At 65.4% G+C, this 20033-nt stretch carries 18 protein-coding genes; 15 read left to right on the top strand and 3 right to left on the bottom strand.

Annotation, left to right across the window (positions count from 1 at the left end; translation table 11 throughout):
• Nucleotides 1–38: 38 nt before the first annotated feature.
• From IVB31_RS09980 to moaC, 4 genes are read left to right on the top strand one after another with little or no spacing between them, the layout of a single operon-like run.
• The gene (locus tag IVB31_RS09980; protein WP_247321350.1) at nt 39–1937 is read left to right on the top strand and encodes a peptidylprolyl isomerase; all 1899 of its coding nucleotides are present in this window, start codon (nt 39–41) and stop codon (nt 1935–1937) included.
• A gap of 14 nt (nt 1938–1951) precedes the next feature.
• Nucleotides 1952–2965: an anthranilate phosphoribosyltransferase gene (trpD, locus tag IVB31_RS09985; RefSeq protein ID WP_247321352.1), complete on the top strand. Its 1014-nt coding sequence runs from the start codon at nt 1952–1954 to the stop codon at nt 2963–2965.
• Nucleotides 2966–2972: 7 nt separating this feature from the next.
• A complete protein-coding gene (gene trpC / locus IVB31_RS09990) occupies nt 2973–3794 on the top strand; it encodes an indole-3-glycerol phosphate synthase TrpC (protein ID WP_247321353.1) in 822 nt (273 codons plus the stop codon).
• 1 nt (nt 3795) lies between these two features.
• Complete coding sequence (moaC, locus tag IVB31_RS09995) at nt 3796–4314, top strand: cyclic pyranopterin monophosphate synthase MoaC (RefSeq protein ID WP_247321355.1); 519 nt, start codon at nt 3796–3798, stop codon at nt 4312–4314.
• A gap of 8 nt (nt 4315–4322) precedes the next feature.
• Here the strand turns inward: moaC and IVB31_RS10000 are convergent, their stop codons facing one another.
• On the bottom strand, nt 4323–4487 hold the full coding sequence (locus IVB31_RS10000) for a Flp family type IVb pilin (RefSeq protein WP_247321357.1): 165 nt from the start codon (nt 4485–4487) through the stop codon (nt 4323–4325).
• A gap of 311 nt (nt 4488–4798) precedes the next feature.
• Between IVB31_RS10000 and IVB31_RS10005 the strand changes: the two genes are divergently transcribed.
• From IVB31_RS10005 to IVB31_RS10015, 3 genes are all read left to right on the top strand, one after another.
• Nucleotides 4799–7531: an EAL domain-containing protein gene (locus IVB31_RS10005; protein ID WP_247321359.1), complete on the top strand. Its 2733-nt coding sequence runs from the start codon at nt 4799–4801 to the stop codon at nt 7529–7531.
• A gap of 195 nt (nt 7532–7726) precedes the next feature.
• Nucleotides 7727–8263: a TetR/AcrR family transcriptional regulator gene (locus tag IVB31_RS10010; RefSeq protein WP_247321361.1), complete on the top strand. Its 537-nt coding sequence runs from the start codon at nt 7727–7729 to the stop codon at nt 8261–8263.
• 70 nt (nt 8264–8333) lie between these two features.
• On the top strand, nt 8334–9212 hold the full coding sequence (locus IVB31_RS10015; protein ID WP_247321363.1) for an EamA family transporter: 879 nt from the start codon (nt 8334–8336) through the stop codon (nt 9210–9212).
• An 83-nt stretch (nt 9213–9295) separates the two neighbouring features.
• On the opposite strand, the gene IVB31_RS10020 is transcribed toward IVB31_RS10015, so the two are convergent.
• Entirely contained in the window at nt 9296–10633 is a 1338-nt protein-coding gene (locus IVB31_RS10020; protein ID WP_247321364.1) for a S41 family peptidase, read from the bottom strand.
• Between the two features lie 324 nt (nt 10634–10957).
• Here IVB31_RS10020 and IVB31_RS10025 point away from each other — a divergent pair, with 324 nt between their 5' ends.
• From IVB31_RS10025 to IVB31_RS10060, 8 genes are all read left to right on the top strand, one after another.
• On the top strand, nt 10958–12091 hold the full coding sequence (locus tag IVB31_RS10025; RefSeq protein ID WP_247321366.1) for an alpha-hydroxy acid oxidase: 1134 nt from the start codon (nt 10958–10960) through the stop codon (nt 12089–12091).
• Nucleotides 12092–12118: 27 nt separating this feature from the next.
• A complete protein-coding gene (locus IVB31_RS10030) occupies nt 12119–12745 on the top strand; it encodes an HAD family phosphatase (RefSeq protein ID WP_247321368.1) in 627 nt (208 codons plus the stop codon).
• Between the two features lie 22 nt (nt 12746–12767).
• On the top strand, nt 12768–13112 hold the full coding sequence (locus IVB31_RS10035; protein ID WP_247321370.1) for a hypothetical protein: 345 nt from the start codon (nt 12768–12770) through the stop codon (nt 13110–13112).
• A gap of 225 nt (nt 13113–13337) precedes the next feature.
• Nucleotides 13338–14549, top strand: coding sequence for a gephyrin-like molybdotransferase Glp (gene glp, locus IVB31_RS10040; RefSeq protein ID WP_247321372.1), 1212 nt, complete (start codon nt 13338–13340; stop codon nt 14547–14549).
• Nucleotides 14550–14725: 176 nt separating this feature from the next.
• Complete coding sequence (lexA, locus tag IVB31_RS10045; RefSeq protein ID WP_247321374.1) at nt 14726–15427, top strand: transcriptional repressor LexA; 702 nt, start codon at nt 14726–14728, stop codon at nt 15425–15427.
• Nucleotides 15428–15671: 244 nt separating this feature from the next.
• Nucleotides 15672–15875, top strand: coding sequence for a hypothetical protein (locus IVB31_RS10050; RefSeq protein WP_247321376.1), 204 nt, complete (start codon nt 15672–15674; stop codon nt 15873–15875).
• Between the two features lie 191 nt (nt 15876–16066).
• Complete coding sequence (locus IVB31_RS10055) at nt 16067–16498, top strand: hypothetical protein (RefSeq protein ID WP_247321378.1); 432 nt, start codon at nt 16067–16069, stop codon at nt 16496–16498.
• Nucleotides 16499–16723: 225 nt separating this feature from the next.
• Nucleotides 16724–17665, top strand: a complete 942-nt coding sequence (locus tag IVB31_RS10060; RefSeq protein ID WP_247321379.1) for a GAF domain-containing protein — start codon at nt 16724–16726, stop codon at nt 17663–17665.
• Between the two features lie 12 nt (nt 17666–17677).
• Here the strand turns inward: IVB31_RS10060 and IVB31_RS10065 are convergent, their stop codons facing one another.
• Complete coding sequence (locus IVB31_RS10065) at nt 17678–19987, bottom strand: ComEC/Rec2 family competence protein (RefSeq protein WP_247321381.1); 2310 nt, start codon at nt 19985–19987, stop codon at nt 17678–17680.
• Nucleotides 19988–20033 lie beyond the last annotated feature (46 nt).

The raw sequence follows: 20033 nt of genomic DNA on the forward strand, positions 1-20033 counted from the left end.
GCGCTCCCGTTCCCCTCCTGCCAGACAAGTTGGACCAAATGCTTCGAGGAATGCGCAAGGCCTCATCAAACTGGCTCGGCAAGAGCATCATGGCCGTGGTGATGGGCGTGCTGATCATCAGTTTCGGCGTTTGGGGCATTGCCGACATCTTCAAGGGCTTTGGGCAATCCACCGTGGCCAAGGTCGGCGGCACCGAGATTTCGCTGAACGAGTTCCGCCAGATCTACACCGATCGGCTGCAGCAGATCGGCCGCCAGGCCGGCCGTCCGCTGTCGCCTGACCAGGCCCGCGCCTTCGGGCTCGACCGCCAGGTGCTCCAGCAGACGATCGCGGAAGCCGCCCTCGACGAAGAGGCGCGCCGGCTCGGGCTCGGCCAGTCCGACGACCAGATCCGCCAGCTCATCATGAACGACCCGAACTTCAAGGGCGTCGGCGGCAGCTTCGATTCGAACCGCTTCCAGGCCGTGATCCGCAATTTCGGCTATACCGAGCAGCGCTACGTCGCCGAGCAGCGCAAGGTCTCGCTGCGACGGCAGATCACCGGCACGATCGGTGCCGGCCTCGAGCCGCCGAAGGCGATGCTCGAGGTGCTGACGCGCTTCCAGAACGAGCAGCGCGCCATTGAATTCGTCAGGCTCGACGCAGCCCAGGCTGGCACGATCGAGGCGCCCTCGCCCGAGGCGCTGGCCGCCTATTTCGAGGATCACAAGGTCCAGTTCCGCGCGCCCGAATATCGCAAGATCGCCTTCGTCGTGGTCTCGCCGGAGGAGATCGGCAAATGGAGCGAGGTGTCCGACGAGGATGCCAAGAAGGTGTTCGATCAGCGCAAGGACCGGCTCGGCACACCCGAGAAGCGCCAGATTCATCAGATCGTTTTCCCCAATGCCACTGAAGCACAGACCGCACGCGAGCGGCTCGCCGGCGGAATGTCGTTCGAGGATCTCGGCAAGGAGCGCGGACTGACCGCGTCCGACGTCGACCTCGGGCTCGTGACCAAGTCTTCGCTCGATCCGGCAATCGGCGACGCCGTCTTCGCGCTTCCCGCGGGCGAGGTCAGCCAGCCGATCCAGGGCCGTCTCGGCACGTCGATCGTCAAGGTCGACAAGATCGAGCCGGGCAACGAGGCGAACTACGCGAGCTTTGCCGGCGACATCAAGCGCGAGATCGCTATCGAGCGCGCGCGCGTCAAGGTCGCCGATCTCCGTGACAAGATGGAAGACGAGCGCGGCGGCGGCGCCAGCGTCATCGACGCAGCACAGAAGCTCGGCCTCTCCGCCGTGACCATCGACGCCGTCGACCGTTCCGGCCGCGCCCCGAACGGCCAGGCGGTCTCCGGCATTCCGCAGGGCCTCGACGTGGTGTCGCAGGCTTTCAACACCGATGTCGGCGTCGACAACGACTCGATCTCGTTCAAGGGCGGTTATGTCTGGTACGACGTGCTTGCCATCACGCCCTCGCGCGACCGCAATCTTGACGAGGTTCGCGACCAGGTCGAGGCGCGCTGGCGCCAGGACCAGATCGCGACCAAGCTGAAGGTCAAGGCGACCGAAATGGTGCAGAAGCTCGAATCCGGCGGCAAGCTCGCCGACGAAGCAGCCGCGATCGGCGCCAAGGTCGAGACCGCGACAGGCTTCAAGCGCGACGACTCGCCCGCCTCCGTGCCTGCGGCCGTGGTGTCGGCAGCCTTCCGCGCCGCCAAGGACGGCGTCGGGCAGACGCCGGTCACCGGCGGGGCCGAGGTGATCGTGTTCCGCGTCACCGAGATCGTCGATCCCGCGATCGACGCCGCTTCCGACGCGGTCAAGAAGCTGAAGGACAGCCTCGACCGCGCGCGGACCGAGGAGCAGGTCGCGTCCTACGTCAACAAGCTTGAAACCGACATCGGGACCACCATTAATCAGGCCGCCTTCGCGCAGGTGACCGGCGCGAACCAGTGAGTTGAAAGCACGCGATGGACGACCTGAAATCGATCATTGGAAAAGTGGCGACCGGCGCCAGCCTGTCGCGTGGGGAAGCTGCTTCCGCCTTCGACGCCATGATGTCCGGCGAGGCCACGCCCTCGCAGATGGGCGGCCTCCTGATGGCGTTGCGCGTGCGCGGCGAGACCGTGGATGAGATCACCGGCGCTGTTACGGCGATGCGCTCCAAGATGCTCACAGTCGACGCGCCCGCGGACGCCGTCGACATCGTCGGCACCGGCGGCGACGGCTCCGGCTCGGTCAATGTCTCGACCTGCGCCTCCTTCCTGGTTTCGGGCGCCGGCTTGCCGGTCGCCAAGCACGGCAATCGCGCACTGTCGTCGCGCTCAGGCGCAGCCGACGTGCTGGCCTCGCTCGGTGTGAAGATCGACCTCCGGCCGGACCAGATCGGCCGTTGCATCCGCGAATGCGGCATCGGCTTCATGTTCGCCCCTGCCCATCATCCCGCCATGAAGAACGTTGGCCCGACCCGGGTGGAGCTCGCGACACGCACCATCTTCAATCTGCTCGGCCCCTTGTCCAATCCGGCCGGCGTGAAGCGACAGATGGTCGGCGTATTCTCCAGGCAATGGGTGCAGCCGCTGGCGCAGGTGCTCAAGAACCTCGGCTCCGAATCCGCCTGGGTCGTGCACGGATCCGATGGCCTCGACGAAATCACCCTCACCGGCCCGACCTTCGTCTCCGCGCTCCACAATGGTGAGATCCGGAATTTCGAGGTGACGCCCGAGGACGCCGGCCTGCCCCGCTGCGATCCCGGCGCACTCAAGGGCGGCGATGCCGACGCCAATGCGATCGCGTTGCAGAGCGTGCTCGACGGCAAGCCGAGCCCCTACCGCGACGTGGCGCTGATCAACGCCGCCGCGGCGTTGGTGGTGGCCGGACGCGCCGGGGACCTCAAGGAGGGTGTCGCGATCGGCGCAAAATCGCTCGACAGCGGCGCGGCGAGCGCGCGGCTGAAACACCTGATCGCGGTCTCCAACGGCTGAGCCTGACATGTCGGATATCCTGACCAAGATCGAAGCCTACAAGCGCGAGGAGATCGCCGCGGCCAAGCGCGCGCGGCCGCTGTCGACCGTGGAGGCGCAAGCCAAGGCGCAAGACGCACCGCGCGGCTTCGTGCGCGCAATCCAGGCCAAGCACGCCAACGGCGACTACGCGCTGATCGCGGAGGTCAAGAAGGCCTCGCCGTCAAAGGGCCTGATCCGCGCCGATTTCGATCCGCCGCAGCTCGCCAAGGCCTATGAAGCCGGCGGCGCGGCCTGCCTGTCGGTGCTAACCGACACGCCGTCGTTCCAGGGCCATCTCGACTTCATGGTGGCCGCGCGTGCGGCAACGTCACTGCCGGTGCTGCGCAAGGATTTCATGTTCGATCCCTACCAGGTGGTCGAAGCTCGCGCCCATGGCGCCGATTGCATCCTCATCATCATGGACGCGCTCGACGATGCGACCGCCAAGGATCTTGAAGACGCCGCCCTCGCCTACGGCATGGACGTGCTGATCGAGATCCACGACCGCGCCGAGCTCGACCGCGCGCTGAAGCTGCGCTCGCCCATGATCGGCGTCAACAATCGCAATTTGCGCACCTTCGAGACCACGCTGGCGACCAGCGAGACGCTGGCGCCGCTGGTCCCCGGAGACCGGCTGATGGTCGGCGAGAGCGGCATCTTCACGCCCGCCGATATCGCCAGGCTCGAGCGCGTCGGCATGTCGACCTTCCTGGTCGGCGAGAGCCTGATGCGGCAAGCCGACGTCACAGCTGCCACGCGCACGCTGCTCGCACGCGAGACGACGGCGCGCGCGACGGGCACGCGCTGACATGGCGCGCAAGCCGTCCACTACGAAACCGGCCAGGACCAAGGCCGGCACGGCCCTCACCCATATTGGCGCCTCTGGCGAGGCGCGCATGGTTGACGTGTCGGCCAAGCCCGCGACCGAGCGGCTCGCAGTCGCGGAAGGACGCGTCGTCATGACCAGGGCGACGCTTGACCTGATCGTGTCCGGCAATGCCAAGAAGGGCGACGTGCTCGGCACCGCCCGCATCGCCGGCATCATGGCTGCCAAGCGCACCTCAGAGCTGATCCCGCTCTGCCATCCGCTCGCACTGTCGAAGGTGACGGTCGACATCGAGCCCGACGCAAAGCTGCCGGGCTGCCTCGTCCGCGCCAGCGTGAAGGTCACGGGCCCGACTGGCGTCGAGATGGAGGCGCTCACCGCCGTCTCGGTCGCCTGCCTCACCATCTACGACATGATCAAGGCGGTCGAGCGTGGCGTGCGCATCGAGGGTATCCATCTGCTCGAGAAGCTCGGCGGCAAGTCCGGCCATTACCGCGCCTGAGCGCACGGTTACCTCAGCGACGCACTGATCGACCCGAATTTCGAATTGAGCCTGCTGCCCATGCCGTTCACCACGGTGATGATCGCGAGCGCGATGCCGGCGGCGATCAGGCCGTACTCGATCGCGGTTGCGCCGGTTTCGTCGGCGAGAAAATTCTTCAGAGTATTCTTCATGATCGTATCCTTCCGCATCGTTGCGAAGGCGCTCGCAATTCGTGTGCCAATGCGGACTTGAGGATCGCCAGCACCTTAGATGGTTAAGCTCCGATTGATCATCGCGATGACCGGCAGGAAGTGTCCGGCCCCGCGCAAGCTCCCGGCAGTTTCTGCACCTCTCGCCTCCCGCGCATCGGTTGCTTTTGTGCGTGCCCGTTCATGGCGCATTAACCCACCTTGCTAACTTCGCCTCCATCCCGTTCCCGTAAACCAACGGATGTTTCCGGGGCCAAGAATTGACCCTGGCGTGTGCACGGCAACGAACGATCATGATGACGAGATTTGGCAGTCGCCTTTTTGGCCAGGCCTTCGTGCGCAGCGGACCGATCCGCTGGCTGGTGGTCGGCGGCACACTTCTGATCGCGGCGATTGCCGTCGGCGCGACGCTGATGGCGCAGAATTTCCGCGAACGCGCGCTGCGCAACTCCAGCCGCGAGCTGGAAAACACCGTGCTGATGCTCGCCCATCATTTCGACCAGCAATTGCAGGATTTCGCGGTCATCCAGAAGGATTTCGTCGACCACGTTCGCGGGAGCGGCATCACCAGTGCGGCAGACTATCGCAAGCGCCTCTCCGGCGAGGACGTCCACCGGATGCTGCGTTCGAAGATCGAGGCGCTGCCCTACATGGGCGGCGTCAACATCATCGATGCCGACGGCGATCTGATCAATTCGTCGACGACATGGCCGGTGCCCAAGGTCAATTTGGCCGATCGCGCCTATTTCCGGACCTTCCGGTACGATCCCAATGCGCCCGACGTCCTGATCGAGCCGCTGCATAGTCGCGTCTCCGGCGCCTGGACCATCCTGATCGTGCGCAAGATCGTCGGACCGAACGGCGAGTTCTTGGGCGTGGTCGGGCGCGGCATCGAGCCGGCGAACTTCGAAAAATTCTTCGAGTCCGTCGTGCTCGGCGAAGGCGCGACGATCTCGATGCTGCACCGGGACGGCACGCTGCTCGCCCGTTATCCCCATTCCAGCGAATTGATGGGGCGGAATTTCAAGAACGGTCCGTTCGCGCAGCAAAGGGTGTTCGGACTCGACCATTTCGCCGGCCGCTTCATCAGCCCCGTCGACGGCGACGACCGGCTGATCTCCTCGCACGCCCTGCCCCATTTCCCGATTCTGATGATGGCCACCACGACGCGCGCCGCGGCCCTGACGGACTGGCGCGAGCAGATCGGCATCCTGGTCTCGGTCGCCGCCTCTTCCGCGCTCGCCATCGCGGGGGTGCTGATTGCAATTGTGCGCAAGCTCCTGGAGCAGCACCGCCTTTCGCGGGAACGGCTGACGCTGGAGAAGCAGCGTCTCGACCGCGCCGTCAACAACATGACCCAGGGTCTGCTGCTGTTCGACGCCTCGCAGCAGCTCGTGATCTGCAATCAGCGCTACATCGAGATGTATGGGCTATCGGCCGAAATTGTCAGGCCCGGCTGCAGCTTCCACGACATCATTGCACACCGCAGGGCCACCGGCTCGTTCACCGGCGATGTCGACTCGTATGTCGCACGGGTCCTGCGCGACATCCATATGCGCAATTCCATGGTTGTCGACACCTCCGACGGCCGCTCGATCCAGATCGTCAACGAACCGCTTACGGACGGCGGCTGGGTGGCGACGCATGAGGACATCACCGAGCGCCGGCGCATCGAGGAGCGCATCACCCATCTCGCTCATTACGACGCGCTGACCGACCTGCCCAACCGCACCATGTTCCACGAGCATCTGCGCGAGGAACTGGCTCTCGTCACCGGCGGCGAACAACTCGCGGTGCATTACATCGACATCGACGAGTTCAAGGGCGTCAACGACGCGCTCGGCCATCTCGTCGGCGACGAACTCCTGAAGTCGGTCGCGCAGAGCCTCCGCCGCTGCGCCGGCCCGGCGGACTTCGTGGCGCGGCTCGGCGGCGACGAATTCGCCATTGTGCAGAGCGCGGTGACCTCGCCGGACCAGGTCAACGAGCTCGTGGCGCGGGTCTTTGAGGCCATCCGCGCGCCGTTCGACTGCATGGGCCATCATCTTGCCACCGACGCCAGCATCGGCATCGCGCTGGCACCGGAACACGGAACGGCGCTGGACCAGATCCTGAAGAACGCGGACATGGCCATGTACGCCGCCAAAGCCGCCGGGCGCCGCACCTATCGCTTTTTCGAGCCGGAGATGGATGCCAAGATCCACGAGCGGCGGCAGCTCGAGATCGACCTGCGCCACGCCATCGCCCAAGGCGGGCTCCAAGGCGGCCTCGAGGTCTATTACCAGCCCTGCCTTGGCCTGAAGGACGACCGCATTACCGGTTGCGAGGCGCTGGTGCGCTGGCGCCATCCCGAGCGCGGCATGGTCTCGCCGGCCGAGTTCATCCCGATCGCGGAGGACACCGGCCTGATCAACGAGATCGGCGAATGGGTGCTGGCGACCGCCTGCCGGGACGCGGCGAACTGGCCTGACGACATCCGCCTCGCCGTCAACGTCTCGCCGGTGCAGTTCAAGAGCGGCACGCTGGCGCTGAAGATCATGGCGGCGCTCGCCGCCTCCAATTTTCCGGCGAGCCGGCTCGAGCTCGAGATTACCGAGGCGGTGCTGATCCGCGACGACGACACCGCGCTTGCGATCCTGCATCAGCTCCGCGCCATCGGCGTGCGCATCGCGCTCGACGATTTCGGCACCGGCTACTCCTCGCTGAGCTATCTGCACCGCTTCCCGTTCGACAAGATCAAGATCGACCGCTGCTTCGTCAACGACATCGCCGGCCCCGACGGCTCCGCCAGCATCGTGCAGGCCGTCGTCAATTTGGCGGCCGCCCGCCGCATGACCACCACGGCCGAGGGCGTCGAGACCGAGGAGCAGCAGCGGCTGCTCCGCGCGCTCGGTTGTTCGGAGATGCAGGGCTATCTGTTCAGCGCCGCAAAGCCCGCCGACAAGGTGCTGGAGCTGTTCGCGCTGCATCGCAGCCGTCTCGCCCAGCGTAGCAGCAGCGAGAGCCGCCGGCGCGAGGCAGGTTAGGGCATTCATAACGGCCGGATTGCCGGGCCACCGCCCGAACCATCAGAGCGCAACACACGCAAAAAATTCGAGGCTCTAATGCTTGGAATTAAAGACCGATTGGTCTATATACCGTCGATGCGCCGCCCAACCCCAGTGCAGCTGCCCCGTGGCCGCCCCCGAAGTTTCGACCCGGAAGCCGCTGTCGAACGTGCGATGGGTGTGTTCTGGTCGCGTGGCTATCATGCCACGGCGCTGCCGGACCTTCTTCGAGCGACGAAGCTCTCGCGTGGCAGCCTTTACGCCGCTTTCGGAGACAAGCACTCGCTGTTCTTGCGAGCGCTCGATCGCTACGTCGCCGATGCCCTGACACGGATGGATGTCGAACTCGACCCCCGCAGGGAGCCGGTCGAGGCCTTGCGGGCCTACCTTGCCGGCTACGTTGACCGAACGAGCGGTGCCAACGGTCGGCGCGGATGCCTGCTGGTGGCCACAGCCATGGAACTGGCTGGCCGTGACGCTGAAGTTGATCGTCGCGTCGGCAGCTTTTTCAAAGCCATGGAGACCAGGGTGGCTGATGCACTGTCCCGCGCGAAGGCGGCGGGCAGGTTGGCCGATGGCGTTGAGCCTCCAAGTGTCGCCAAAATTCTTGTCTGTTTCGTCGAGGGGCTGCGCGTGGTTGGAAAAACGGCACCGGCGCGGGTCACGTCGCAAGCCACCGTTGACGCCCTCCTCGACCGCTTCATCAGGTAGGGAGGCCATCGCCGCCTGCGCTGCTGGCGCGCTCATATTTAGACCAAATGGTCTTGAAAGAAAGAATGCCATGTCCGCCATCCAGATCGTGTGTGCTGTGGCCGTCCCCTTGCTCTGGGGTTACCAGTTCGTGGCCATCAAGGTGGGCGTGACGGAATTTCCGCCTCTGTTCTTCCTCGCACTGCGCTTCCTGGCCATCGCGCTGCTGCTCGTTCCGTTCGTCAAACGGCCCACGCGTCAACAGTTCGGCCCGATCGCGGCCATTTCGGTTTTCCTCGGCGGGCTGAACTTCGGGCTGTTCTATGTTGGCCTTGGGCTCGGCTCGGGAAGCATGTCCGCCGTCGCATATCAACTCGCAACGCCCTTCACCGTCCTGTTGGCGTGGCCGCTGCTCGCGGAGAAGCCATCTCTCACCACGTCCGCCGGAGTGGCGCTTGCATTCGTCGGCGTGGTCGTGTTGGCAGCGGGGCCCGGCCTGTCGGCAAACACGCTTCCACTGCTGCTCGTCGTCGGGGCGGCCTTCGCATTTGCGGTGTCAAACGTCTTGACGAAACGCTACGGCCCTTTCGATCCCCTGATGTTGATGGGGTGGTCCTCGCTGCTCACGGTGCCGCAGGTCATGTTGATGTCGCTGCTCCTCGAACATGGACAAATCGCGAGCCTTGTCACGGCGGATGGACGTGGTTGGCTGGCGCTCGCCTACACGATTTTCATCGGAGGAATTGTCGGGTTTGGCCTTTGGTTCTGGCTGATCGGGCGCTGCTCCATGGGTCGCGTCGCGCCCTTCGGTCTGCTGCTTCCGGTGTTCGCCTTGATGTCGAGCGTGTTGTTCCTTGGCGAACACATGACGCCAAAGTTGATGATCGGCGGCCTGCTCGCGATCTCCGGCGTCGCCATGACACAGTTAAGACCGAGCGCGAGGCTCGCTACGAGGCGACCTTTGCCATGAATCCGGGTTGAGACGGCGTCCCCAAACGAACGCGCCCGGGAGCGGTGGTCCGCTCCCGGGCGATGTCTGGAGGTCGCAAAGGCTTAGTTCGGCACCGCGGCCTTCGGCGCGGGCTTGGCGGCGACCGCGTTTGCGGTCTGGCCGTGCAGGAAGTCGTAGGCCGTATGCAGGGCCTTGTCGTCCTTCTCTTCCGGCGGGACATAGGACTGCGAGCCGGTCTGCTCGGTGCCATCAGCGGCCTGCAAATGGCCGCGCATCTGGGACTCCGCCATGGTGTCCATCCGGCCCTTCAGCTCGGGCGGCACGTCCTGGAGGATCTCGATGTCGGGCGCGATGCCCTGGGCCTGGATCGAGCGGCCCGACGGCGTGTAGTAGCGCGCCGTGGTCAGCGCCAGCGCGCCATTGCCGGTGCCGAGCGGAATGATGGTCTGCACCGAGCCCTTGCCGAACGAGCGCGTGCCGATCAGCGTCGCGCGCTTGTGGTCATGCAGCGCGCCGGCCACGATCTCCGAGGCCGAGGCCGAGCCGCCATTGACGAGAACCACCAGCGGCTTGCCCTTGGTGAGGTCGCCACCATGCGCGGTGAAACGCTGGGTCTCTTCCGGATTGCGGCCGCGGGTCGAGACGACCTCGCCGCGCTGCAGGAAGGCGCTCGACACCGATACGGCCTGGTCGAGCAGCCCGCCTGGATTGTTGCGCAGGTCCATCACATAGCCCACCAGCTTCTCCGGCGGCACGTCCCTGGAGATCGATGCGATCGCCTTTTTCAGGCCATCGGTGGTCTGCTCGTTGAACGAGGTGACGCGGATATAGCCGATATCGCCGTTCTCGACGTGGAAGCGCACCGGGCGCACATGGATGATCTCGCGCTTGATGGCGACGTCGAGCGGGGCGTCGGCTCCCTTGCGCACGATCGTGAGCTTGGTCTGGGTGTCGACCGGCCCCTTCATCTTGTTGACGGCCTGCTCGAGTGTCATGCCCTGCACCGCGTCGCCGTCGATCTTGCTGATGAGGTCGCCCGACATGATGCCGGCCTTGGATGCCGGCGTGTCGTCGATCGGCGAGACGACCTTGACGAGGCCCTCCTCCATGGTGACCTCGATGCCGAGCCCGCCGAACTCGCCGGAGGTGGTCTCCTGCATCTCGGTCCAGGCCTTGTCGTTCATGTAGCGCGAGTGCGGATCGAGCGAGGTCACCATGCCCGTGATCGCGCCTTCGATCAGCTTGGCATTGTCGGGCTTCTCGACATAGCTCGCCTTCACCCGCTCGAACACCGTGCCGAACAAATTGAGCTGGGAATAGGCGTCATCCGCGCTCGCTGCCGCCCGTGCTGCCCATACGCCGCCGTGCGGACTGGCTACCAGAAGGGTCAGACACGCTCCCGAGAGCGCGCCCAAGGGGAACAGCAGGGTTTTCCGCATGGATAGGCTGGCCTTTTTGCTTCGCGGTTCGTCGCGGTTCTGGGGTCTCTTTGGGGCTTGGAAACCGCCATGCAAATGGCGATCCAGTCCGCTTCTCACAATACCATTCTGGTTTCTTCAAGGCCGGGATACCACGCCGGCGGGTACACCCCGCAAGAATCCCTTCGTCCGGCCCTAAACTTTTGGCAACGTTGCAGCCCGTTCATGCGCAGCCGGGTGCGGCCGGCTGGCCCGCGCCTCGCAGCCATGCGATTTTAGGATGGTTTAGAAGGGCCGGACGGGTTAGGCGATGAGACAAGGCTTCAAATTCTCGGGAGGAAAACAATGAACGAAGCACCCCGCATCGGGCCGGAAAGAAACGTCGAACTCGGCGCCAGCGACGAGCCGTTCCAGAATCTGCACGAATTCATCCGGAAAGCGCGTTCCAACCTCAACCAGAATGCCTGGGATTATATCGTCGGCGCAGCCGAGACCGAGACCACGATGCGTCGCAACCGCATGGCCCTGGACGAAATCGCCTTCCGCCCGCGCGTGCTGCGCGATGTCCGCAAGGTCGTCGGCTCGGTCGAGCAATTCGGCCGCAAGCTGCGCCTGCCGGTGGTGCTCGCCCCCGTCGGCGCGCTCGAGATCTTCGATCCGGACGGCGCGGCGAGCGTGGCTCGCGCCTGCGGCACTTTCGGTGCGGCGCACATGCTGAGTTCGGTGTCCGAGCCCGGCCTCGAGAAGACCGCCGAGGCGGCACCCGACGCGCTGCGACTCTACCAGCTCTATGTGCGCGGCGACGACGCCTTCGTCGCCGACGTCGTCAGCCGGGCCGAGAAGAATGCCTATGCCGCCTTCTGCCTGACGGTCGACACCGCCCATTACAGCCGCCGCGAACGTGACATCGCCAAGCGCTATGTTCGCGAGAGCCGTCTGCGCGCCACCGGCGGCGATTACCAGAAGGGTCTGGAGTGGCGGACGGTGAAGATGATCAAGGACAAGTTCAAGATCCCGCTGATCATCAAGGGCATCGCCACCGCAGAGGACGGGCAGATCGCGATCGATCACGGCGTCGATTGGATCTACGTCTCAAACCATGGCGGCCGTCAGCTCGATCACGGCCGCGGTGCCATGCACGTACTGCCTGAAATCGTCGACGCGGTGAAGGGCCGCGCAAAAATCATGGTCGATGGCGGCGTCTGTCGCGGGACCGACATCGTCAAGGCAATCGCGGCGGGCGCCGACCTCGTCGGCATCGGCCGGCTGCAATGCTGGGCGCTGGCGGCCGCCGGCGAAGCCGGCGTGGCGCGCATGCTGGAGCTGCTCGAGGACGAAGTTGTGCGCTGCCTCGGCCTCTTGGGTGCGACCTCGTTCGCCGAGGTCGACAAATCGTGCCTGCATGCGGCGACCGCAACCAACGCGCCGAGCGTATTCAGCGCGTTTCCGCTGTTCGACCACGAGCCTTACCATTACTGACTTGTCGATACTGAGTGAAAGGATGCAATGACATCGCTCTCTCCCGGAGCCGCGGATGCGCTTCTGTTCGATCTCGGGCGCGTCGTGCTCGATATCGATTTCTCCAGGGCGATCGCCTGCTGGGCGGGACATGCCGGCTGCAAGCCCAACGCCATCGTCGCGCGCTATGTGCGGGACAGCGAAGCCTATCGGCTGCATGAGATGGGGAAAATCAGCGACGCGGACTATTTCGCCTCGTTGCGAGCTTCGCTCGGAATCGGCATTTCGGACGCGCAGTTCCTGGAGGGCTGGAACGCGATCTTCGCCGGCGAAATGCCTGACATCGCCGCGCTGCTGCCGCGTGCGGCGAAGCAGATGCCGCTGTACGCCTTCTCCAACACCAACCGGCCGCATGTGGACTATTTCTCGAAGGAATATGCCGGCCTCCTCGGCCATTTCCGCGAGCTGTATCTGTCGTCCAGCATCGGCCTGCGCAAACCCGATGCGGAAGCCTTCGACCATGTCGTGTCGGCGATCGGCGTGCCGGCGAGCCGAATCGTGTTCTTCGACGACCTCGCCGAGAACGTCGAGGGAGCACGGGCGCGCGGCTTGACCGCCGTGCACGTGACCTCGCCGCTCGACGTGGGGAACGCCCTCAAAGCCCTGGGAATTTGATTACGGGTCGGTGAGTCATGGATTGCCAAACCGCCATCTTCGGAACTTTTCCGACGAAAATTTTGGAACTGAAACCCTTTGTGCATTTTTGCACAGAGTTCCGGGAACGAATGCCGTCCTCCGGACTCATGACTCCGGCTGGAAATTCTACATCGGAAGTATCCTCGTGTTAGGCAAAACCTATCTTACTAAGCAGGCCTCTCTGCTGATGAAATTCGCCAGAACCACTTCGGATTCTGAGCTTTCCGCCAAGCTGATCAGCAAGGCCGCCGACCTGAAATCACAGGCCGATCCGATGCCGGACAGAGGCCCCAAAGCTCCCGACGTCACACTGGGCATCGGTCTGGACGGACAGACGGAGAGCTGACCGATGCCGGCCATGGCGCTCGGGATTCCCGTCCTTGCCTTGGCCACTCTCCTGCCGATCTGTCTCGTTCTTCGAACCCTGCCTCGCCGGGCGTGATCTTGCCTTTCAATCCAAGGTGATGCGGCGCGCTGAACGCGTCCGCCGTGGTATTTTGCCTCTGCGCCCGGGCTCGGCTAGAACACTCGCGGAACATTCGCCAGAACGTGCCGAGCAGGAGTTTTCGCCGTGGCCTTGATGCCGGTATCTGACGCGCTTGCCGCGGTGCTGGCGGGTGCGGAGCCGCTGCCTGAAGAGATGGTTTCCCTCGACCAAGCCTTCCATCGCGTGCTCGCGCGCGACGGCGCGGCGCGGCGTACGCAGCCGCCGCAGGCGATGTCGGCGATGGACGGCTACGCGGTGCGCGCGACCGATGCCGCGACGACCGATTCGAGGCTCACCGTCATCGGCGAGGTCGCAGCCGGTCGGCCGTTCGCGGGGACGGTCGGCGCCGGCGAGGCCGTGCGGATCTTCACGGGCGGCGTCGTTCCCGATGGCGCCGATGCCGTCGTGATCCAGGAGGACACGGTCGCGGACGGCAAGCGCATCACGATCAAGGAGGCCGCGATCGCGGGACGGCACATTCGGCCCGCCGGTGTCGATTTCCGCGAGGGCGACGTGCTGCTGCGCAAGGGAAGCCGTCTCACCGAGCGCGACCTCGCGCTCGCCGCCGGGATGAACTACCCGCACCTCGCCGTTATCAGGCGTCCGAAGGTCGCGATCCTCGCCACCGGCGACGAACTGGTGATGCCGGGCACGACGCCCGGTCACGGCCAGATCGTCTATTCCAACGGCTACGCCCTGCATGCGCTCGCCCGCAGCGAGGGTGCCGACACCATCGACCTCGGTATTGCCGCCGATACGCTGGAGGCCACCACCGCCGGTATCCGCCGCGCCCGCGAGAGCGGCGCCGACATCCTGATCACGACCGGCGGCGCATCGGTCGGCGACCACGATCTGGTCCAGCGGGCGCTCAGCGACGAAGGCACCGCGATGGCGTTCTGGAAGATCGCGATGCGGCCGGGCAAGCCGATGATGCATGGACGGCTCGGCGCAATGCGCGTGATCGGCCTGCCGGGCAATCCCGTGTCGTCCTATGTGTGCGCCTTCCTGTTCATGGTGCCGCTGATTCGCGCGTTGTCGGGTCGATCGGCGATCCATCACCTCCGGGAGCGCGCGGTGCTGGGCCGCGACGTCGGCGCCAACGACCAGCGCGAGGACTATCTGCGCGCGCGCCTGGAGCAGCGCGACGACGGCACGCTGCTCGCCCTTCCCGTCAGCCATCAGGACTCTTCGCTGCTTGCGAATCTTGCTGCGGCGCAAGTACTTCTCGTGCGCGCGCCGTTCGCGCCGAAGGCCGAAGCAGGCAGCGCCTGCGAGGTGTTGCGGCTCCCCGTGTGAGCGCTTCCATAACGCGCGTTCCGCGAACTTCGCTCTGTTCACGGTAAATTAAGCAGTTGCGGAACACATATCGAACATATAGTGTCCGTTCATGATTTGTTTCGAGCATGTAGCGGCTTATTGCTGAATTCAGCGTCTCGGAATCGAACGACATCAACCGGGGGACTTTGGTCGAGATGTTAACGCGCAAACAATACGAGCTTCTGCGATTCATCAGTGAACGTCTGAAGGAAAGCGGCGTGCCGCCCTCCTTCGACGAGATGAAGGATGCGCTCGACCTGCGCTCGAAGTCGGGCATTCATCGCCTGATCACGGCGCTCGAGGAGCGGGGCTTCATCCGGCGCCTGCCCAACCGCGCCCGTGCGATCGAGGTGATCAAGCTGCCCGAACTCCAGGTCGCCGCCGGCAGCCGCCGCGGCTTCACGCCGAGCGTCATCGAGGGCAATCTCGGCAAGGTGCGCGCGAGCTCCAGCCTGCCCGCGGACGACGGCGAGCGTCCCGTCGCGGTGCCGGTCATGGGCCGCATCGCGGCCGGCACGCCGATCGAGGCGTTGCAGACCCGCAGCCACACTATCAGCGTACCGCCTGACATGCTCGGCTCGGGCGAGCACTACGCGCTCGAAGTGCGCGGCGATTCCATGGTCGAGGCCGGCATCCTCGACGGCGACATGGCGCTGATCCAGCGCAACGAGAGCGCCGATACCGGCGACATCGTGGTGGCGCTGATCGACGACGAGGAAGCCACCCTCAAGCGCTTCCGCCGCCGCGGCGCCTCGATCGCGCTCGAGCCCGCCAACGCGGCCTATGAGGTGCGCATCCTGCCGCCGAACCGAGTAAAGATTCAGGGCAAGCTGATCGGGCTGTACCGGAAGTACTGATAGCGGACATACCTGATACCGGAAGCGCTTGATACCGGAAGCGCTTGGTACCGGAAGCGCTTGGCGCCTCGCGCGCCTTCGATCGGCACCGCCGATCAGAGATCGGAGCGGATGATTGTCCGCTTCGGCTGGATAGTCTTTCTGGTTCTGCGCAGATTATCCGGCCCCTGCTCCGGCGCTACATCCTCGCGACGTCCACGAAGCAACACCGCTTCGTTGGCCTCAACAGTTCGAGGAGACAACCATGCGCCAGATCGTTTTGACCACAGTTGCGGCGGCGCTGATCGCAGTATCAGCGTCGCAAGCCCTTGCCGCACCATCGCGTCATCATGTCCGCAAGGAAGCGGCGGCCAGCGAGCAACAATTCCGCAACGCCCGCAATGCAATCGCGCAGCCATCGCAACCGAGCTGGCCGTATGTTGGCTGGTCAGCGCCCGCGGGCCGCTGATGCGCGCGACCGAAATGTCCGGGCGCAAGCTTTGTTCCAAGCGGATTCAGGAAAGATAATGTGATCGAGGCCTGCGGAAACCAGCCGCAGATTTGCCCACAACCAAGCAGAGCTTCGCGTGCTTCAACTCTGATAGAGGCCTGCGCCTCGATAAGAGACGCGGGTCGCTATCCCAACATGAGGAGCACCCGATGTGTGACTACAGCCTGCATGCCGTCGCGTCGCGCCCCGCCGAAGTCGGCGAGACGGTCGTCACGACAACCTTCCGCGGCACCTCGACGCGCGGTTTTGCGTCCGCAGCCGATCCGACAGTGGCTGTCTGCCTGCTGCCGGGAACGGAGCTCGCCTTCGCCGACAACGTCCGCTACGACAATCGCTGGATCTGGACGCGCACGATCAATTCCCGCGTCGGCAAGTTCGGCAAGATCGATCCGCACATTCCCGACCGCCATCATGATGCGATCGAATTCCCCGACGGCAAATACGTGCTGGTGACCCAGCTCGTCGAAGGCCAGCAGGCAACCGTGCTGCAACTGCCGGTGACCCAGCCGGTCACAGAGCGCGAGAAGGCGCAGATCATCACCGACCGGCAGCCGACCATCACGCACCTGCCGATCGGGTGACGCCGCCGCACTCCGGCCACGAGGTCGGAGGCCAGAATTGAAGTGCCATCGCCGGCCGTGGCCGGCGAGACGGTGTGGTTTGCGTCCAGCGAAATCCGATCGGATCGGCCCAGCGATTGCGCCTCCGCGCCGCACGAAGTTTGAGCCGTCCTGCCTGAATTTTGAACGTCCGCTTCGCAGCCAAATGACCGATGCTGTCATGGCTTGAGACGGCGGACACGCTCGATGAAAACCTTCCTTCGCGTCGTTGAACTCTGGGTGCCCGACCAGACGCGCATGCGGCTGGAATTCGGTGGGGGCCTCTACGGCGAAGGGCTGTCCGCGTTCAAGGCCGTCAGCGAAGACCTGCACTTCGGATACGACGAGGGACTTCCCGGCAAGGCCTGGGCCTCGGGCCACCCCGTGATCCTCACCAAATTCGCCAACTCCTATCTCAAGCGGACCGATCAGGCGCTCGCGGCCGGCCTTACCTGCGGCGTCGCGGTGCCGGTGTTTGCAGGCGAATTCCTGCAAGCCGTGATGGTGCTGTTCTGCGGCGACGACGAAGCGCATGTCGGCGCGATCGAGCTCTGGCACAACGACCCTGATATCTCCCACGAGATGGGGCTCGTCGATGGCTATTACGGCGCCGCCGACATGTTCGAGTTCAACTCCCGCCACACCAAATTTCCGCGCGGCTTTGGCCTGCCTGGCCGCACCTGGAAGGCGGGCCTGCCGCTGATCATCAAGGACCTGCACGACGCCAAGAGCTTCCTGCGCTGGGAGGACGCCGCCAAGGTCGGGATCAATCTCGGAGTCGGCGTGCCCTACCGGACCGGCACGGACCAGACCTGGGTTCTCACATTCCTCTCCGCGCAGGCCACGCCGATTGCGCGACGCTTCGAGATCTGGATCCCGAACGAGAGCCGCTCGGCGCTGGTGTTTCGCGACGGCGATTGCAGCGCGCAGACCGACCTTGCCGCGCTGTATGCGGAAAAATCCATCGCCAGGCGCGAAGGCAGCATCGGCGGGGCCTGGGCCACCGGCATGCCCGCGCTCAACGACGAGTTCGCGCGTGACGGCTCGGTCGCCGGCCTTGAGGCCCGCGCATCCGGACTGAGCCGGATGGTGGCGCTCCCGGTCATGGGCAATTCAGGGCTCGACGCCGTGCTGGCCTGGTATCTCTAGGGCGTTGTCCGCTCAATCCTCGGCCTGCAAGTCGGTCTCGGCCGGCGTTGCGTCCCGGTTGCGGGGCGCGGCCGCCTTCGGTGCAAGGCTCTTCGGCGCAAGACCATTCGGCTCAAGACTGCCGTCGAAATCGCCTTCGCCGGCGCTGGCCGGCAACCAGGGGCGGCTCGTGCCTCTTGCCCGCACCGCCTGTACCGCAAAACCGTCCCCGCGCTTCGTCAGCGCCAGCGCGCTCTGGCTGGCGAGCCGCGGCCGATCGACCACCATCGCGGCGCAATCGGGCGGCGCTGGACGTGCCGTCACCACCAGCGCAGCGCGGCTGCAATCGTCCGCCAGCGCGTCGATGCGCAGGGCCAGCGCGACCAGCCGCCCGTCGGCGAGTGGCGTCACGCAGCCGGATTCGTCGCAGGACACGCCGGCGGACAGCGAGGGACTGCCGGCATCGCGCGGATCTGCGTCGGCCGCGAGCCATTCCTTGAGCAGAAAGCTGTCCTTGCTCGTCCTGATCAGGTGCAGATATCCGTCCCTGCCTCGCACCGCGACGCTCTGGCCGTCCCCGGCAATCAGGACGTCGGGCTGCGGCACCGCCAGCCCCCAGAGGATCGCGCCCAGCAGCACCAGGGCGCCGGACCAGCGCAGCGGCGTGCGCAACAGGCCCAGCACGATGATCCCCAGGCTTGCCGCGATCAGCGGCGCGATGCCGAAAGCCGGGACACGGCCGACCGCACCCGGCAATGCCGCGACCCAGCGTGTAACCGTGATCATCCAGTCGATGCCGATCCCCATCAGCCACCAGAACATGCTGTCGAGCCCGAACGGCGCCGCGAGCAGGCCAAGCAGCCCCGCCGGCATGACCAGCGCCGAGACCACCGGCATAGCCGCAAGATTGGCGAGCACGCCGAACGGCGTGACGCGGTGGAAATGGAAGGCGGCATAGGGCGTGGTCGCAAGCCCCGCGATCAGCGAGGCCATGAACAGCATCGCGATCTCGCGCCCACCCCACATCGCGATGCGTGCGGTCGTGGAATGATCGGGCGACGCGAACAGGTTCGGCATGCCGATCTGCACCAGTGCGACGAGCCCGAGCGTTGCCGCAAACGACATCTGGAAGCTCGGATGCACCAGCGCCTCCGGCGCGACCGCCAGCACGATCAGCGCGGCCACCGCCAGCGTGCGGAAGGTGATGGCACGGCGATCGACCATCACCGCGATCAGCACCACTGCGGTCATGAAGAACGATCTTTGGGTGGCGACTTCCGCGCCCGACAGCAGCAGGTAGAACGCAGCCGCGATCAGCGCCGCGGCCGCCGACCATTTCTTGATGGCGAAGCCGGCCGCCAGTCCCGGGATCAGAGCCAGCAACGCGCGCACCGCAAAGAACACCACACCGGCAACGACCGCCATGTGGTAGCCGGAGATCGAGAGCACATGTCCGAGGCCTGAGATGAACATCGCGTCGTTGACCGGCGTGGTGATCGCATCGCGCCGCCCCGTGAGCAGCGCGGTCGCGATCGCGCGGTTGTCGCCGTCGAGCGTCGCGCGGATGCGGGCGTCGATCGCATCGCGCAGGCCTTGCATGAAGGCCGCGTAACGCAGCCGCAAGCCGCCGGTCTCAGGCGGCGGCGCCGCAATGATTGCGCCCATTGCGAAACCGGAGGCGCCGATGCCCTGGAAGAACATGTCACGCGAAAAGTCGTAGCTACCGGGCCGCACCGGCGCGAGCGGCGGCATCAGCCGTGCCTTCAACTGAACGAAGCTGCCGACCTCGGGCGCGGTGCCCTTGCGCACCGAGAGGCGCACGCGCTCGAGCTTGACATCGCTGCGCTGCGCCTCCATCGCGGAGACACGAAGCACGAAACGGTCAGTACGCTCGCGGATGTCGCGGGCCTCGACGAAGCCCGACAACGACACCGAATAGAGCGGCTTGGCCAGCACCGGATGGGCGATGCGCGCCGTCTTCCAGGTCGCGACGGCAAGGCCGGCCGCGACCGCCGCGATCAGAAGCGCCGGGGCGAACAGCCGGCTCCGCCGCAGGAGGATGGCGCCAAGCGTGAGCGCGACGGAAGTCGCGGCAACGACCCAGAGCACGGGTTCATGATCGGCGGAGAAATAAAGCGCGATGCCGCAGCCAAACGCTACCGGCACCCACGGCAACAGCCGGCCGGCGCCGGCTTCGGCGCGTACCCACGCACGCACGGTCTCGACCCGCGAAGTCCAGAGGTCGAAGCCTGCAGGCGCAAGACCGCCCGCGGACGCAGTACGGCCCGCGGGCCAGGTCCCCGCGATCCCCTGCGACCGTACCGACCGGCCCGGCTCCGCCATTCCCTGCACCTGACGATACGCAACGAAAGCCGAAGCTACCGGAACG

The sequence above is a fragment of the Bradyrhizobium sp. 21 genome (assembly GCF_023073335.1).
GTDB lineage: Bacteria > Pseudomonadota > Alphaproteobacteria > Rhizobiales > Xanthobacteraceae > Bradyrhizobium.